At 41.9% G+C, this 16,565-nt stretch carries 15 protein-coding genes; 12 read left to right on the top strand and 3 right to left on the bottom strand.

The window, feature by feature from the left end:
- Positions 1-26 precede the first annotated feature (26 nt).
- Both PGP85_RS07840 and PGP85_RS07835 read right to left on the bottom strand, forming a co-directional pair.
- On the bottom strand, positions 27-2,120 hold the full coding sequence (locus PGP85_RS07840; protein WP_270326946.1) for an LTA synthase family protein: 2,094 nt from the start codon (positions 2,118-2,120) through the stop codon (positions 27-29).
- 205 nt (positions 2,121-2,325) lie between these two features.
- Complete coding sequence (locus tag PGP85_RS07835) at positions 2,326-3,069, bottom strand: epoxyqueuosine reductase QueH (protein WP_090402652.1); 744 nt, start codon at positions 3,067-3,069, stop codon at positions 2,326-2,328.
- 493 nt (positions 3,070-3,562) lie between these two features.
- Between PGP85_RS07835 and PGP85_RS07830 the strand changes: the two genes are divergently transcribed.
- The 8 genes from PGP85_RS07830 to PGP85_RS07795 all read left to right on the top strand — a co-directional run bounded on the left by PGP85_RS07830 (position 3,563) and on the right by PGP85_RS07795 (position 10,514).
- Positions 3,563-4,294 carry a GntR family transcriptional regulator, LSA1692 subfamily gene (locus PGP85_RS07830; protein ID WP_270326942.1) on the top strand — a complete coding sequence of 244 codons (732 nt, stop codon included), beginning with the start codon at positions 3,563-3,565 and terminating at the stop codon, positions 4,292-4,294.
- Positions 4,295-4,342: 48 nt separating this feature from the next.
- Entirely contained in the window at positions 4,343-5,644 is a 1,302-nt protein-coding gene (locus PGP85_RS07825) for a Sapep family Mn(2+)-dependent dipeptidase (protein WP_270326940.1), read from the top strand.
- Positions 5,645-5,824: 180 nt separating this feature from the next.
- A complete protein-coding gene (locus PGP85_RS07820) occupies positions 5,825-6,778 on the top strand; it encodes a N(4)-(beta-N-acetylglucosaminyl)-L-asparaginase (protein ID WP_010741688.1) in 954 nt (317 codons plus the stop codon).
- A 20-nt stretch (positions 6,779-6,798) separates the two neighbouring features.
- Positions 6,799-7,128, top strand: coding sequence for a PTS sugar transporter subunit IIB (locus PGP85_RS07815; protein WP_010741689.1), 330 nt, complete (start codon positions 6,799-6,801; stop codon positions 7,126-7,128).
- A 26-nt stretch (positions 7,129-7,154) separates the two neighbouring features.
- Positions 7,155-8,510, top strand: a complete 1,356-nt coding sequence (gene celB / locus PGP85_RS07810) for a PTS cellobiose transporter subunit IIC (RefSeq protein ID WP_010741690.1) — start codon at positions 7,155-7,157, stop codon at positions 8,508-8,510.
- Between the two features lie 32 nt (positions 8,511-8,542).
- Positions 8,543-8,866, top strand: a complete 324-nt coding sequence (locus PGP85_RS07805) for a PTS lactose/cellobiose transporter subunit IIA (RefSeq protein WP_010741691.1) — start codon at positions 8,543-8,545, stop codon at positions 8,864-8,866.
- 102 nt (positions 8,867-8,968) lie between these two features.
- Positions 8,969-9,766 carry an N-formylglutamate amidohydrolase gene (locus PGP85_RS07800; protein WP_270326935.1) on the top strand — a complete coding sequence of 266 codons (798 nt, stop codon included), beginning with the start codon at positions 8,969-8,971 and terminating at the stop codon, positions 9,764-9,766.
- Between the two features lie 4 nt (positions 9,767-9,770).
- Positions 9,771-10,514 carry a methyltransferase domain-containing protein gene (locus PGP85_RS07795; RefSeq protein WP_270326933.1) on the top strand — a complete coding sequence of 248 codons (744 nt, stop codon included), beginning with the start codon at positions 9,771-9,773 and terminating at the stop codon, positions 10,512-10,514.
- Positions 10,515-10,549: 35 nt separating this feature from the next.
- Here PGP85_RS07795 and PGP85_RS07790 read toward each other — a convergent pair whose 3' ends face one another.
- Positions 10,550-11,092 carry a helix-turn-helix domain-containing protein gene (locus PGP85_RS07790; protein WP_010741694.1) on the bottom strand — a complete coding sequence of 181 codons (543 nt, stop codon included), beginning with the start codon at positions 11,090-11,092 and terminating at the stop codon, positions 10,550-10,552.
- A gap of 239 nt (positions 11,093-11,331) precedes the next feature.
- Between PGP85_RS07790 and PGP85_RS07785 the strand changes: the two genes are divergently transcribed.
- From PGP85_RS07785 to trxA, 4 genes are all read left to right on the top strand, one after another.
- Positions 11,332-12,111: a glycyl-radical enzyme activating protein gene (locus PGP85_RS07785; protein ID WP_270326930.1), complete on the top strand. Its 780-nt coding sequence runs from the start codon at positions 11,332-11,334 to the stop codon at positions 12,109-12,111.
- Between the two features lie 49 nt (positions 12,112-12,160).
- A complete protein-coding gene (hypD, locus tag PGP85_RS07780) occupies positions 12,161-14,563 on the top strand; it encodes a trans-4-hydroxy-L-proline dehydratase (RefSeq protein ID WP_010741696.1) in 2,403 nt (800 codons plus the stop codon).
- 628 nt (positions 14,564-15,191) lie between these two features.
- On the top strand, positions 15,192-16,121 hold the full coding sequence (gene trxB, locus PGP85_RS07775) for a thioredoxin-disulfide reductase (RefSeq protein WP_270326928.1): 930 nt from the start codon (positions 15,192-15,194) through the stop codon (positions 16,119-16,121).
- Positions 16,122-16,217: 96 nt separating this feature from the next.
- Positions 16,218-16,535 carry a thioredoxin TrxA gene (trxA, locus tag PGP85_RS07770; protein ID WP_010741698.1) on the top strand — a complete coding sequence of 106 codons (318 nt, stop codon included), beginning with the start codon at positions 16,218-16,220 and terminating at the stop codon, positions 16,533-16,535.
- The last annotated feature ends 30 nt before the right edge of the window (positions 16,536-16,565 follow it).

Genomic DNA, 16,565 nt, shown 5'->3' with positions numbered 1-16,565 from the left:
TTGTTACTCACTGTTTTCGCTTTTTTTTATTTGTCTGTTTCATTTGCGTATTCTTTAAATGATTTTGTTTTGTACAGCTCTTCCGTCGAGCGTTGACCGTTCTTAGAAAAGATACTGGTTGATTTATCACCCAACTGCTTTTCTATACCATTCAAGGTTTTCACTGAATTTTTGTAGTTGAACTGCTCGGTTTTAACTGGGCTCAGGTCGCTGTCATAATAGAATCGCAGCAGGTCGCCATTATTGATTTGATCAGAAGTGGCAAGCTGTTCATCGACTTTCTTTTTAAGCTCTTTCGCTTCTTCAAGCACTTCAGGGCGGCTAAAGTTTAACAGGTCGCCGGTTTGATTGTCGTAAACGTCTCCTTTATGGTAAGAATAATCCTTCGTGACGAAATTTCCGTTGCGGAAGGCGACCAGTTCCTCTTTATTCGGTGACAGCATATCATGTCCCAACAGCATCAAATTGTCCGAATCGTAACCGATCATGTTTAACAATGTCGGCAGTACATCAACCTGTCCACCATAAGTATGATTGATCCCACCCTTTTCTTGACCGGGAATATGAATGATCATTGGAACTTTTTGCGCCTGCATCGTATCGAAAGTCGTCCAATCCTCCTTACCAAACAATTCCTTCGTGTCCTCGATCCGAGAATCAGAAATCCCATAGTGATCCCCATATAAGACAATCATCGAGTTTTCGTAGAGGCCGCTGGCTTTGAGATAATCGAAAAATTCCTTAATCGCGGTATCCGTATAGTTTGCGGTTGCGAAATAGCCGTCGATCGTAGAATCTCCGGTATTTACCTTAGGAAAACCATTCTCCACTTCGGGCAATTCAGAAAACGGGTAGTGATTAGAAACAGCCAGAAACTTCGCATAAAAAGGCTGCTGCAAATGCTCCAAATACTTCACCGATTGTTGGAAAAAGGGTTTGTCGTGCAAGCCATATTGGAATGAGTTAGCATCATTTAATTTGTAATAGCTGGCATCAAAGAAATGCTGATAGCCGAATTTTTTATAGGTCTCGTTTCGATTCCAAAAGCTGCCGGCATTTCCGTGGAAGGCGGCCGTTGTATAGCCCAATTTTTGATCAAGAATCGAAGGTGCGGCGTTAAAAGTATTTTTCCCACCCAGTTGGGAGAAAAGTGAGCCTTGATTCAGTCCAAACAGCGAATTTTCCAACAACGTTTCTGCGTCACTGGTTTTTCCAGCGCTCACTTGATGGTAAAAATTATCGAAGCTGAAGGAACTGTTGCTGTGATACAGACCATTTACGAAAGGCATTACCTCATGTTCTACGCCATTTTCATCCTTCAGTTTGTAATCGATCAAGAATTGATGGGCACTTTCCAAATGAACGTAAATAATGTTCTTATCCTTAGCAATGCCAAAGGTTTCAGGATTCTTTTCTTTTGGCTGCTGCTTCAGCTTTTCTGCCAGTACTTCCATATCATTGGGACTTGCCTGTGCGCGGATTTGTGAGACTTGGTAAGTCTTGACACCATCATAAACCGTGTAAGCATTGATCCCTAAATATTTCACCAGATAATCTCTGGAGAAGGTCCTCGTTAATAGCCCCGGTCGACTCGTTTCCGCCAAAATAATATTTCCAGATAGGAACAATAAAGAAGCGATCGTGACCGAAAAAGCAAACTTCGCTCGAACAGGACGGATATCTAAGGGTATTTTTTTGAGGAGTAAGACGGCTAATACAACGATACAATCTAGAAAATACAACACATCATGGGGCTTAAATAAACGAATCGCACTCTCGCCAAGACCGCTGGCGACTTTCCCGGCCCCCAAGATCGTATCAATCGTAAGAAAATCCGTAAATTCCTGATAATAAACGACGTTCGCAAACAGCAGCAAGCTCAATAACAAATAGATGAGATAGCCGGTGATATAGGCGGCTTTAGTTCTTCTGATAAATAAAAAGATCGACAAAAAGAGCATCGTTGTCGCTATTGGGTTAATCAAGAGGATGAATACTTGCAGCGCATTATCCAATCTCAAATCGAAATCAACAAAATAGGCAAATAAATTTTTAACCCACAATAAAAGCGTCAGTAATAAAAAGAAGCCGAAGCGTGAATTAAGTTTGCGTTTGATCATAATAGAACCTCTCTTAATCAGCTTTGTAATTAGTTAATTGTACCCAATCTGACACCAGCGTGTAAAGGTTACATGAGATTTATCCGCATTATTTATAAAAAAAGCAATGATAAATGAATAAAAAATAGAATTTATCCATATTTTGAATCATTTTCTTTGGTCAAAAAAAGAACCGATAGAGAAAATCTATCCGTTCTAAAAAATCTTATGATTCCGCTGGTTGTTTCTGATGTTCCTGCACAAATGCTTTGGCTTCTTTATTGATCGTTTTCAAATCACAGCCCTGCTGTTTCGCGGCAAAAACACAGCCGCAGTAGCATTGACGGTAAACATCATATTCTTTGCACATTTCAATTGAGCGTTGATAACCGGAATTTTTTTTGAAATCACTTGGCAAATAGTGGGTATTGTAAATCTTTTGGATATCCATGCCGATTTGATTGATCAATTGACTATTTTTTTTCGGGGAGATCGTCAAGGCACTGCCGAAATAGTCATATCCACGTTCCAGCGCTTCTTTAGCCGCTAAATCCAAGCGCATATTAAAGCAGGCGGTACAGCGTTCGCCGCCCTCAGGTTCTTCAGTCAAATTCTTTTGCTGCATCAATTGAATGAATTCATTCGGTTTGTAGTCATCAATGATCAAGTCCACCTGATTGCCAGTCGCTTCATTAAAGTCATTGATAAATTTTTCTTGAACCAGAACCCGCCGTTGATACTCACTTTCGGGATGGATGTTTGAATTGGAAAAGAAAATTGTCACATCCGCGTGCTGAGTCAAAAATTCCAATGTATATGTACTACATGGCGCGCAGCAAGAATGAATCAGAATTCTCGGACGTACTTCCTCTTTTTCCCATGATTGAATCATCTTGTGCAACACACGATCATAATTTATTTTTTGGTTGCTCATTTTATCAACGATTTCCGTTGCATCTATTGTATTCATAAAATCACCTGTCGGTATTATAAGCGAAATGACTTCAGAAAGAAAGCGGAGCGAGAAGATAATTTTATTAAAACCCGCTGTTTCAAAAGTAAAAAAAATCTGAGAATGATTGAATTTTTTTAAATTACGAATATAGTATATACTGTTAGGTATATACCGAATGAATATTTACTAGTAAATGTTGGTCTAGCCAATACGCCAAAGAATCAGTATAGTGAAATTGAGAAGACCTTTGGCTTTAAAAATAGAAATAAATAGATTAATAGGAATAAGGGTGCCAGTTCCACTCGCATTCTTAATGGGTTAGAGGAATGGTATATGGCATGACCATCAGACTTATTTTTCTCAAAAGAAAAATAAATACATTAGTAGGAATAAGGATGCCAGTTCCACTCGCATTTTTAATGGGTTAGAGGAATGGTATACGGCATGACCATCAGACTTATTTTTCTCAAAAGAAAAATAAATACATTAATAGGAATAAGGAGCGATTATGGAAGAAAAGAAAACGACAAAGGCGAAATTTGACCAAGTATCTGCTGAGATCGAAAAACGAATCCATGAAGGTGTCTATGTGAGTTCGCAAAAGCTGCCTTCAGAGTACGATTTGGCTAAAGAATTCGACTGCAGCCGCTTAACGGTTCGCAAAGCCATCGATGATTTGATCAATAAAAATATTTTGGTCAAGCGCCGTGGGAAGGGCAGTTATGTCATGTCGCAGCCAAAAATTCAAAGTGGACGTTCTGGGCTGCAAGGCTTTACCGAAGCAGCGAAGGCCTACGGGAAAACCAGCAGTACGGAAGTCATCTCGTTTCAAAAGGTAGACGAGCCCTCAGAAGAAATACTGGGCGCGCTGCAATTAGAAGAGGATCATCCAATCTATGAACTCGTTCGTCGGCGGATTTTAGATGACGAGCCGATGACGGTCGAAAAGATCTACTTGTCTGAAGATTATGTCAAAGGCTTGACCAAAGCGGATTTTGACGGATCGTTATTCAAGTTGTTGGAAGAAAAGACTGAGATCGCCTATTCGCACCAAGAGGTAGAAGCTATCTTAGTCACTCCCGATCTTTCAAAACTATTGGATGTGCCGATGGGGGAACCGTTGCTGCAGGTTTATTCGGTGACATTCGCGTTAGATGCAACGCCGATCTTTTACGATATCTCCTATTATCGATCTGACCGCTATGTCTTCAAAACAACGTTGACCCGCTATAGTCATTAGAGAGTACGAAATAAAATAGAAAATTTAATAGGAATCAGGAGGCTTCTCATGTCCATTGATTTTAGAAAAGTAATTGAGGAAAACAAAGAGCAGTTTTATCAGGATCTGGATCAAGTGATGCAGGTAGAAAGTGTCAAAGGAACGCCTGCAGAACAGGCACCTTTCGGAAAGGGACCCAAAAAAGCACTAGAGACAGCACTGGTATTGGCTCGAAAATATGGTTTTGAAACAGCGATCGTAAACGACGCGGTCGGCTATGCTCAGTGGGGTGAAGCTGAAGAATATATTGGCGTAGTGGGCCATTTGGATGTCGTGCCTGCCGGTGACGGCTGGTCGTTTCCACCTTTCAAATTGAGCAAGCAGGATCAACGTTTCTACGGCCGAGGAATTTTGGACAATAAAGGACCGATCCTCGCTTGCTTGTTCGGGTTGAAGCTGCTGAAAGAACTGAATTTGCCAATCAAAAAGACGATTCGGATCGTTTTTGGAACGGATGAGGAAAGCGGCAGTTCGGATATTCCGCTGTATTTAAGTGAAGAAAAAGCACCGCAATTCGGTTTTACTCCTGATTGCAAATATCCGGTGGTCTATGGTGAACGAGGAATCGTCAATTATGAAATTCTGACAACGTTCTCTGAAGCTGAATTGACTATTTTAGGTGACTTTATCGGTGATCAGGCACGGGATCATGTACCTGATGACTTGTCCGTAGCGATCAATGGCACAGAAATTCATGTAATCGGGAAAAGAGCTCCATCGAACGCGCCTGAGCTTGGAGAAAACGCGATTACTCTGTTAGCAGAGAAAATTATCCAAGAGAACCGAACTTCTGGTAAGCTGGCGGATTATTTCTCATGGATCGTCAAAAGTTTGGCGAATCAGCATTATGGTGAAGGGTTGGGAATTGATTTTTCCGATGCTGACAGTGGAAAATTAATGATCACCCCCTATCAGTTAATCAAAAAGGGCAATCAATTAGCTCTTTCTGTTGCCATTCGCTATCCGGTTTCAATTGAAGAATCTGATGTAACAAGGGCTTTGGAAGCACATCTGCCTGCTGAAAGTCAGTTAGAAGTCAGCCGGAGAATCAAAAGCAGTCATTTTCCGAAAGAGGATCCAAATGTTCAAACACTAGCCAGTGTTTATGAAGAGGTAACGGGATTAGATGGGACACCGGTAACAACTACGGGAGCGACCTATGCGCGTTTTGTTCCGAATATTGTCGCGTTCGGCCCGTCATTTCCTGGGCAAAAGGGTATCGCTCATAATCGCGACGAATATATGGATGAAGAAGACTTGTTACTAAACATGGAAATTTACATGCGGGGAATGTTAAAACTAATCGAATAGCAGAATTTAAAAGGTCTGACGATCAATGTCAGGCCTTTTTTTGCAGGATTTATTTTTTTTAGCTTAGAAAACGCTAAAAAAAGATAAATAAATTTCAAATTTAGTATATACAAAACAGTATATACTATTTATAATGAGGTCAGATTTTTAAATGTAAACGGTAACGGAAGGAGCACGACAATGGCGTGGGGAGCAATTGCCACATGGCGTATGGCGCACGATGGCGTAGTAGAAGCGATGCGCTTATTAGCAGAAAAAGGTGAAGCGGGGGATGCCGTAGAGACCTTGATCAAAACAGTAGAGGATTATCCTTACTATAAATCGGTCGGGTTTGGCGGATTGCCAAACGCGGAGGGCATCTTGGAAATGGATGCGGCCTTCATGCATGGAGATACCTTTGAAATCGGCGCAGTCGCCGGGATCACGGATGTAAAAAATCCAATCTCTGTCGCACGAAAACTTAGTCAAGATAAATTCAACAGTTTTCGAGTGGGTGAAGGTGCCACAAAATATTCAATGTTAGAAGGCTTTGAAAGAAAGAGCATGCTGACAGAACGGGCCCACAAGATTTGGGAGAAACGGCTAATAGAGATTCACGAAAATAATTTAAACCCTTATGACGGCCATGATACGGTCGGCGCGATCACCTTGGATCAAATGGGAACGCTGACAGCGGGAACCTCCAGCTCGGGTCTATTTATGAAAAAACCGGGTCGCGTAGGGGATTCTCCGTTATCTGGTTCAGGCTTTTACGTCGACAGCGAAATCGGCGGAGCAACTGCGACGGGTTTAGGTGAAGATCTAATGAAGGGATGTTTATCCTATGAAATCGTCCGTTTGATGGGCGAAGGCTTCACACCGCAAGCTGCTTGCGATAAAGCCGTTTATGAATTTCACGATAAATTAACCGCCCGCTATGGAAAGGCCGGCGCCTTCTCCTTGATCGCCATGAACACCAAAGGGGAGTGGGGCGTTGCCACCAATGTCGAATTTACCTTTAGTGTTGGTAACGATCAGCAGGAACCGCAAATTTTTATCGCCGATATGGGAGCGAACCATACTACCAATATCCAGCCAATCACCCAAGAGTGGTTAGAAGCATATGAAAAACGAATCAAAGCACCAATCGAATAAACAATAGGAGAGTGGAGAACATGAGTAAAAAACAAATTTATCTATTTTGTGATGCAGGAATGTCAACGAGTATTATGGTGAACAAAATGATGGAAATCGTCGATAAGCACAATATGCCGCTTCAAATTACGGCTTTTCCAGTGGCGCGTTCGCAAGAAGTTGTTGAAAAAGAAAAACCAGTGGCGATTCTTTTAGGCCCGCAAGTAAAATTCTTGCTGGAAAAAACCAAAGAACAATTCGCACCGCAAGGAATTCCAGTTGCTGTGATCGCACCAGAAATCTATGGCATGATGGATGGCGAAAAAGCGATGAAAGAAGTTTTAAAATTAATCAAACAAAATAAAAAATAATCCATGATCGATTGGAGGAAAAAAAGATGCAGAAGTTTTTAAACTGGTTGGAGAAAATTTTAACACCGCTGGCCAAAGTAATCGGAGAAAATAAGTATTTGATTGCGATCCGTGACGGATTTTTGATTTCAACGCCATTATTAATCGTTGGTTCCTTTTTCCTATTACTTGCGAATTTCCCGATTCCTAATTGGAGCAATATGATCTCTCCGATTCTAGGAAAAAACTGGGAGTCACTGATGTCAGTACCCGCTTCGGCGAGTTTTGATGTAATGGCCATTTTGGCTGTTGTCGGGATTGCCTACAGTTTAGGGCGTCAATTAGAGATCGATGCGATCCAGTCAGGTGCACTGGCTTTGGTTTCATTCTTCATTTTGACACCGTATACGACGATGTTTACTCCTGAAAATAGTACTCAAGTTTATGAAGTAACCAGCTTGCCGTTAAAATGGATGGGTTCAAGCGGTCTATTCTTAGGGATGATCATCGCTTTAGTTTCAACTCGAATTTTCGCGGCAGTGATTCACCGCGGCTGGACGATCAAAATGCCAGAAGGCGTTCCGCCGACCGTTGTGAAATCTTTTGAAGCATTGATTCCAAGTTTTGTTGTGGTAACGATCATGTTCGTTATCAATTGGCTAGTTTCATTAACATCAATGGGGAACCTGCAAGATGTCATCTTTAAATTCCTGCAAACGCCATTATTAAGCTTAGGAAATACTTTAGGGGCAATGATCGTTGCCTACTTGTTCTTGCACTTCTTCTGGTTCTTCGGAATCAACGGTTCTAGTGTTGTTGGAGCGGTATTCAATCCAGTTCTACGCGCGTTGTCAGTTGAAAATATGCAAGCGTTTAAAGATGGTCATGAAATTCCTAATATCATTACCGGCCAATTCCAAGATATGTTTGCCACTTTCGGCGGCGGCGGATCGACCCTATCATTGATTATCGTGATGGTGATCTTTTGTAAGAGCCAGCGAGTGAAAAAACTATCGCAATTATCATTAGTACCAAGTATTTTCGGGATTAATGAGCCGATTATTTTCGGCTTGCCGATCGTATTGAATCCGATTATTTTGATCCCATTTGCACTAGTTCCTACTATTAATATTATTATTTCTTATTTTGCGATGGATTGGGGCATCGTTCCTTATACAAACGGGATTCAGTTGCCATGGACAGTACCGCCGATTATCTCTGGATTCTTAGTCAGCGGCTGGCAGGCCTCGGTGCTGCAGGCTCTGCTGATCGTCTTAGGAATGGTGATTTACTATCCATTTATCAAGGTATTGGATGATCAATACTTGCGCGAGGAAAAAGAAGCCGAAGAATTAGAAACAGAAGAAATTGATTTTGATACATTCGATTTTGATGAAATCTAAAATAGATAAAGTGATGGAAGGAATTTTTGCAGATGAACGATGAACAATTACAAGTAGTCATGGGCTTGATCATGAATGCCGGCAATGCGAAAAGCGAAGCCGTTGCTGCTTTGGCCGCGGCAAAGGAAAATAATTTTTCCGAAGCTGAGGAACGAATGAAGGCGGCAAACGAGGCATTGGTTGAAGCACACAATACGCAGACAGGGCTATTGACTGCGGAGGCAAGCGGAAACAATTCAGAAGTGACGCTATTGATGGTACACAGTCAAGACCATTTAATGAATGCCATTTCCTATATCGGCTTGACGCAAGAATTGATCGATATGTGTAAACGTTTGACAGCTTTAGAAAACTAAACAGACAACGAACTGACAAGGTATAATAACCTTGTCAGTTTTTTTGTATTCATTAATTATTTCAAAAGGCCTATAATCAAGGAAAAAGAAAGCAGGAAATAAATGAACCCATTCACTATTTATAATGAAGGAAAAAATCAAGCGCCTGTCATTATCAGCCTGCCTCATAGCGGAACCTGGCTACCAGAAGAGATGCGGAAAAGTTTACGAAACGAGGCTGTTCTAGCAAATACTGACTGGTTTTTACCGGAATTGTACAGCTTTTTGGCAGCCAGCGGCTATACAGTGATCGAAAATCAGGTGAATCGGTATGCGGCTGATCCCAATCGCGAGAGTCGTATGTCTGGCGAGGATTATCAAGCTACCGCGGTTTATCAGCGAAATACCTTTGGCAAGCAGTTGTATGATGAGACGCTCTCGCAACAAACGGTCGATGAACGGTTGAACAAATATTATTGGCCGTATCATCAAGCGCTGCATGAATTGATCGAGGAAAAACGAAAGTATTTTTCAAAAATCTACCTGTTCGATCTGCATAGCTTTGCGGAATATCCGAATGCTGATCAGCAGAAACCGGCTGATTTTGTGATTGGAAATCATGCAGATCAAACTGCCAGCGCGGATTTGCGTGAGACATTGACGGAGTTACTAGAGGCGCAAGGGTATAGTGTTTCGAATAATCATCCGTTTCGCGGCGGATTTATTACGCGCCATTATGGGGAGCAGGCCGCGATCGAAGCGCTGCAGCTGGAGATTCGTTATAATCAATACATTGAGAAGCGGGCGTTTGGCGAAGAAGAATTGAGCAAGTATGATCCGGAATTGTTCTTATCAACACAAAAACAGTTAAAAAAGATTTTTGCTGAATTACTAGCTAAACTTGCATGCGAGAGGAAGTAAAAAAATGAATGAACGTAATACGTTTACCCAAAAATTATTGATCGACTCTGGGATCAAAGAAAACCTGCGAGTTTTAGATGTCGGCTGCGGCACTGGCGAAGTCAGTTTTTTAATTCAGGAGCTGATGGCTGGCACTGGTGAAATTGTTGGAATTGACATCAATGAAGCAGCGATTGCAGGTGCCCAAAAGGCAGCTGAGGAAAAACAGCTGACTAATGTACGATTCATGACGCTGCCGATTGACGCTGCGGCGGAAAAGTTAGGAACGTTTGACGCAATTGTCGGTAGGCGAATACTGATGTATCTGCCTGATCCCTTTCAGGCAATCAAGGATCTAGCAAATTGTTTAAAGCCCAACGGACGTATGATTTTTCAAGAAAGCGATGCAGCAGGAGCGGGGACGTTAGCTGAAAAATTTCCGCTGCACACCCAAGCGCAACAGTGGGTCTGGGAAACCGTCGCTCATGAACAAGGGAATATCCACATTGGTTCTGAAATGTATTCATTGTTCACCAAGGCGGGGCTTTCGGTGAAGGATGTTCGTGCAGAAGCCGTTTTACAGACGGCTGAATCAGGCAGCGATCTTGCTTGGCTGCTTCAGATGATGGCGGGGCGAATCATTCAAACAGGCGCCGCAACAAAAACAGATTTAGAAAGCATCAATGAAGAAGCGTTACTCAAGGAAATGAATCAGGCACAAGCGGTCTTCCTCAGAGATATGAACTTTGGCATTTGTGCGGTGAAATAAAAAAGCGTTCGATCAAATTTTTGATCGAGCGCTTTTTAATAATCATTTGGGGAATGAACGACGATGAATTTTACAACATTGCTCGTCTGGTTGTCCCAGTTGTGATCAATCGTCGAAAAATAATGCGCCGAGTCGCCAGGATAAAGCTGGTAGGTCTCTTTTTCGATCACCAAGGTCAAAATTCCTTCTAATACATAAACAAATTCTTCACCTTGATGCGGATAAGTAGTAGGCAGCTCACGTTTTTCGTGGGGCATGATCTCAATCATCTTCGGTGCGATCTGTTTATCTTGAGGTGTCCGGCTCAACTGCTTGTAGATCATATTGTTCAATTTATGGATGACTGGTTGATCATATCCGCGAACGATCGGTTCGATTTCGGGCTCCTCTTCAAAGAAGTAATTGATTTTTACTTTGAATAAATCCGCGATATTCGACAAATGCTCTACCGCAATAGTCGTGATTCCTCGTTCAAATTGAGACAAAAAGCCTGTAGACAGGCCTGTCGCCTCCGAAAGCTGTTTAAGGGTCATGCCGCGTTCATTGCGCAGGTTTTTTACTTTTTCGCCAATATTCATCTCCATACCTCTATTTCATATTAAAGTAATTTCTGATTAAGAAAGAACTGAGCAGGATGCCTATTGCGCGTATCCTGACATCAATTAGTTGTTTTTAGTATACCCGAAAAACCGTAAAACGCCTAACCATCATTTAAATGAAAAACTTTAGAAAAAATAAGTTAAAATATTCACTATTATGAATAAAGCGCTTGCAACTAGGCGAGCGGCGCTTTATAATTGAGGCGGGAGGGAAGAACGTGAAAAAGCCTACGATTTTTAATATTCAGAAGTTTTCGACCCACGATGGTCCGGGGATTCGGACAACGATTTTTTTCAAAGGGTGTCCTATCAGATGTGAATGGTGTCACAATCCTGAAAGCCAAGTATTTGGACCGGAAATCATGTTAAACAAATACGGCAAAGAAGAACTGATTGGCAAGGACTATTCGATTCGTGAGTTGGTCAAAAAAATCCAATCAGACCAAATCTTTTATGATCAGTCAGGGGGCGGGGTGACCTTTTCTGGCGGTGAAGTGATGGCGCAAAATATGGATTATGTAGTGGAACTGGCGCAAGAGTGTCAACGATTGGGGATAACGGTCGCGATTGATACTTGCGGAGTAGCACCAACGGAGAATTATCAGCGAATTTTACCTTACGCGGATTTGTTTTTGTACGATTTAAAGTTCATCGATTCACATAATCACCAGCTTTATACCGGTGCAGGGAATCAGCTGGTCCTGGAAAATTTACGTTTCTTATCAAAGAACCAAGCGGAGATCAATTTACGTTTGATCTTATTAGATGAAATTAATGCCGATGAAGTAGATGCGGAGGCGATTATTGACTGGTTGGCAAAAGAAAAAATTCATGTGAATGAAATTTCACTGCTGCCCTATCACGATTTTGGCCGTGACAAATATGAACGTTTGAAACGTGTGTGTACGCAAAACTTTATCAAACCGGCAGACGAAAAAGTTGAACGGCTTCAAAAGGTTTATCAAGATGCTGGTTATCAAGTGACGATCGGCGGATAAAGAAATATAAGGAAGCATTGGATCAAAACATAAAACAGGAGGAATAGTAATGACAGAATTAACACTGGAACCAACAAGAAGAGGGAGCACAGAACGAATCAAACGGTTGCGGGAGATCAGTGATAAGGAATGTACACCGAGTATTTCGATGGAACGAGCGGTCCTATTGACCGAGGCCTACAAGAAATGGGAAGGTAAAGTTTCTGCCCCTGTTCTACGCGGTCTTTCTTTCAAGTACATCATGGAAAATCGAACGAACTACATTGAAAAAGGCTCGTTAGTTCTTGGAGAAAAGGGTGACAAGCCTTGGGCGGCACCAACTTTCCCTGAATTATGCTGCCACACCTTGGAAGATTTCGACAATATGCATAATCGCGAAAAAGTATTTTTCCGAGTGAGTGAAGAAGATCGACGGGTTCAAGAAGAGGTTATTATTCCTTATTGGCACGATCGTGCGATGATGACACGGATGAATCGTCTATTACCAGAAGAATGGCACTTATTATTTGATGGCGGCCTATATACAGAATTCTTGATGCAGCGCGGACCGGGACATACGGTAGCAGACGGAAAAATGTACCAAAAAGGCTTCGCTGATTTCATAGCAGATATCCAACAGGAAATCGACAGCTTGGACTATAACAATGATATGGAAGCATTGAATAAACGCGAAGAATTAGAAGGCATGAAGTTAGTCTGCGAAGGGATGATCATTTACGGCAAACGCTACGCGCAGCAATGTCGCGATATGGCTGAATCAGAAACAGACCCGCAGTGGAAACAGGAACTGTTGGAGCTGGCTGAAGTCTGCGATGTGGTTCCAGAGCATGCGCCGCAAACCTTCCGTCAAGCGATCCAAATGTATTGGTTCACTCATATTGGCGTGACTGTCGAAATGAACAACTGGGATGCTTATTCTCCAGGGAAATTGGATCAGCATTTAGAACCTTTCTATGAAAAAGATATTGAAGAGGGTCGTTTGACCCGTGAAGAAGCGCGCGAGTTGTTAGAAAATCTCTGGATTCAATTTAATAATCAGCCAGCGCCGCCAAAAGTCGGAATCACCTTAAAAGAAAGTGGGACTTATACCGACTTCTGTAACTTAAACACTGGGGCCTTGCGTCCTGATGGAACCAGCGGCGTAAGTGATGTCAGCTACCTAATCTTAGAAGTTATGGACGAAATGAAATTGTTGCAGCCAAGTTCTAATGTACAAATTTCGCGGAAATCACCAGAGAAATTCCTGCGTGAAGCATTAAAAGTCTCGCGTAAAGGCTGGGGACAACCGGCGATGTATAACTCTGAAGCGATTTTGGCAGAACTAAGCTACTTAGGAAAATCCGTTGATGATGCCAGAGAGAGCGGAATTTGTTCAGGCTGTGTCGAAGTTGGTGTGGCCGGAAAAGAAGCCTATGTATTGACCGGGTATCTTAATATTCCGAAAATCTTTGAATTGGCAATGAATCGCGGCTACGATCATTATTCTGATAAACAAGTCGGGATCGATGTGGGCGATTTCACTGAGATGAAAACCTATGAAGAGGTCTTCAACGCTTTTTATGAAGAATTGCAATACGTGGTGGATGTGAAGGTTGCGGGGAATAATTTAATTGAGCGGATGTACATGGAATTCATGCCGGTACCATTGCTTTCTGTGATGTCCGATGATTGTATCAAGGTCGGAAAAGACTACAATGCCGGCGGCGCGCGTTACAATACCAGCTACATTCAATGTGTTGGGATCGCGACGATTACTGATTCATTGGCGGCAATCAAACACAACGTCTTCGAAGAAAAAACGATGACGATGCAAGAGTTGCTGGCTGCCTGTGAAGCGGACTTTGAAAACTACGACGAGATTTACGACAGAGTTTATAATGAAACACCTAAATACGGGAATGACGATGAATATGCGGATATGTTATTGCGAGATGTCGCGGCATCATTACAAGATGTGATCGCGGGACGACCAACACCGAAAGGTTCGAAAACAGTAGTAGAATTCTTACCGACAACGTGCCACGTATACTTTGGTCAAGTCATGGAGGCTTCACCAAATGGCCGTCATAAAGGAATCCCATTGCCAGATGGTATTTCACCAGAAAAAGGGGCCGATCGCAACGGTCCGACAGCAGTAATCAAATCTGCTTCGAAAATCGATCAAACCAAAACCGGCGGCGCATTACTAAATCAGAAATTTACTCCTAGTGTGGTAGCAGGTGAAGCGGGAATCACGAACATGGCCTCACTAGTTCGCAGCTACTTTGCTTTGGACGGGCACCACATCCAATTCAACGTGATTGATCGAGAAACCTTGCTGAAGGCGCAAAAACATCCGAAGGAATACGAAAACTTGATTGTTCGGGTAGCGGGCTACAGCGATTACTTCAATAATTTAGAAAAAGCTCTGCAAGATGAGATCATTTCTCGGACAGAGCAAGCATTCGGATAAGCCTAAAATCCTCGACAGTTGTCGAGGATTTTTTGCGTTAAGTCAGAGGAAAGACGCTCTGGCTTTTTATTTTTTTACCGATATAAAAATAGATAACGCTTCAAGCAGAAAAAGCATCATCAGCCAAAAAAACTATTTGAAAAAAAGTAAACTATTTATTTGACTGTTTTTGGTTTAAAGGAGTAGGTCAGCTTAATAGTTACAATATTTTGAATTTCAAGTTTGGGATTATAATTCAAAGGAATTGTGGATTAAGTGAAAATAGTAACTATATCACGTATCTGATTATATTAGGCAACAGATGAAACGGTTGTAAATTATTTCTAAAAGACGAAGGACGATTAAAAAATAAATAACAACAAAAATGAATAGAAAAAAGATTGAAAGTCGAAATGAATGCTGATAAAATGGGTTTGTCTATGTTAGTCGTTTGTCGACAATCGACTATAATTGGATGAATAGATTTTATTAGAAGCTAATCTATTTGAGTACTCTGAAATGCTCATCAAATCACAATTAGAACTGCAAGTAACGGGCTTTTAAAAAAGAAAGCGATACCATTTTGGCTTTTTAGAAAATCACGGTGAGTTTTCATCGTATTTTATATGGAAAGGAATGGAGGATAGATATGCAAGTGTATGACGTAATTATCATCGGTGCAGGTCCCGCGGGATTGTCAGCAGCTATTTATGCTGGGCGGGCAAGGTTAAAAACATTGCTAATTGAAAAGGGGAAGGATGGTGGACAAATCATACTGACTTCCGAGATTGAGAATTATCCCGGCAGTCTGGAGAAGGAATCCGGTCGTTCTCTGATTAAACGGATGACCGAGCAAGCAGCATCATTCGGTGTTGAGCGCGCAGCGGATACGATTGTTGAAGTCGATTTTTCAAATGATGTGAAAGTAATCAAGGGCAAAAAAGGGGAATATCAAGGTCGTTCAGTCATTATCGCCTCAGGAGCTTACCCTCGGCCGATCGGTTGTGCGAATGAAAAGGAGTTCATGGGTAAAGGGCTCTCTTATTGTGCGACTTGTGATGCGGCTTTTTTCGAAGATATGGAAGTTTTTGTGATCGGCGGCGGGAATTCAGCGGTAGAGGAGGCGATCTTCCTATCAACCTTTGCTCGTAAAGTGACGATCATTCAAAATCTCGCAGAACTGACCGCAGATGCGATCGCGATCGAACAAGTTAAAGCCAACGAGAAGATCCACTATGTCTATAATTCGGTCGTGGAGAGTCTCGAGGGTGACGGTATTGTTGAAGCGATCACGATTCGCAACACTGAGACAAATGAAATGACCCGCTTCGATGCTGACGAAGAAGACGGGCTGATTGGTATTTTCAGTTTTATCGGTTATTTGCCGCAGTCGAAAATTTTTGAAAATATCGTTGAAATGGAAAGAGGCTACATTAAAACCGATGAAAAGATGGCGACGAATGTTCCGGGCGTATATGCTGCTGGCGATGTTCGGGTCAAAAATGTTCGTCAAGTTGTCACAGCAAGTGGCGATGGCTGTACAGCGGCTGTTGCGATTGAAAAGTATCTGCATCATTAAAATTTTTCTTGAAATGTCAGCTCCGTACCTTTGCATAAGTAAGCGGATTGGCAGATGAAGTGTGGATTAGAAAATTGATTAAGGAGTAGTTTGACTATGAAAGTTTTAGATAAAAAGAATTTCGAAGCGGAAGTATTGCAAAGTCAGGGAACGATGCTGGTTGATTTTTTCTCAGAAACTTGTGAACCTTGCCAAGCTTTGATGCCCAGTATCGAAGAATTTGCGGATAAATACAGTGAGAAAATACCATTCGCTAAGTTAGATACAGCGAAAGCCAGAAGAGTGGCGATCGGCCAAAAAATTCTTGGCATACCAGTAATCGCTATCTATAAAGACGGTGAAAAAATCGAAGAGCTGGTGAAAGACGATGCTACACCTGAGAGTGTAGAAGCAATGATTCAAAAGTATATTTAACGGATCAAACCGTTTAAATAATAAAAAAAC

The organism is Enterococcus malodoratus (assembly GCF_027659535.1).
Lineage (GTDB): Bacteria > Bacillota > Bacilli > Lactobacillales > Enterococcaceae > Enterococcus_A > Enterococcus_A malodoratus.
Note: the sequence above shows the minus strand (reverse complement) of the source record. Positions and strands in the feature narration are given on the sequence as shown.

Bases quoted from the DNA above. Each gene is read 5' to 3' on its own strand.
- PGP85_RS07840 (WP_270326946.1), bottom strand. From the start codon at position 2,120: ATGATCAAACGCAAACTTAATTCACGCTTCGGCTTCTTTTTATTACTG.
- PGP85_RS07835 (WP_090402652.1), bottom strand. From the start codon at position 3,069: ATGAATACAATAGATGCAACGGAAATCGTTGATAAAATGAGCAACCAA.
- PGP85_RS07830 (WP_270326942.1), top strand. From the start codon at position 3,563: ATGGAAGAAAAGAAAACGACAAAGGCGAAATTTGACCAAGTATCTGCT.
- PGP85_RS07825 (WP_270326940.1), top strand. From the start codon at position 4,343: ATGTCCATTGATTTTAGAAAAGTAATTGAGGAAAACAAAGAGCAGTTT.
- PGP85_RS07820 (WP_010741688.1), top strand. From the start codon at position 5,825: ATGGCGTGGGGAGCAATTGCCACATGGCGTATGGCGCACGATGGCGTA.
- PGP85_RS07815 (WP_010741689.1), top strand. From the start codon at position 6,799: ATGAGTAAAAAACAAATTTATCTATTTTGTGATGCAGGAATGTCAACG.
- celB (WP_010741690.1), top strand. From the start codon at position 7,155: ATGCAGAAGTTTTTAAACTGGTTGGAGAAAATTTTAACACCGCTGGCC.
- PGP85_RS07805 (WP_010741691.1), top strand. From the start codon at position 8,543: ATGAACGATGAACAATTACAAGTAGTCATGGGCTTGATCATGAATGCC.
- PGP85_RS07800 (WP_270326935.1), top strand. From the start codon at position 8,969: ATGAACCCATTCACTATTTATAATGAAGGAAAAAATCAAGCGCCTGTC.
- PGP85_RS07795 (WP_270326933.1), top strand. From the start codon at position 9,771: ATGAATGAACGTAATACGTTTACCCAAAAATTATTGATCGACTCTGGG.
- PGP85_RS07790 (WP_010741694.1), bottom strand. From the start codon at position 11,092: ATGAATATTGGCGAAAAAGTAAAAAACCTGCGCAATGAACGCGGCATG.
- hypD (WP_010741696.1), top strand. From the start codon at position 12,161: ATGACAGAATTAACACTGGAACCAACAAGAAGAGGGAGCACAGAACGA.
- trxB (WP_270326928.1), top strand. From the start codon at position 15,192: ATGCAAGTGTATGACGTAATTATCATCGGTGCAGGTCCCGCGGGATTG.
- trxA (WP_010741698.1), top strand. From the start codon at position 16,218: ATGAAAGTTTTAGATAAAAAGAATTTCGAAGCGGAAGTATTGCAAAGT.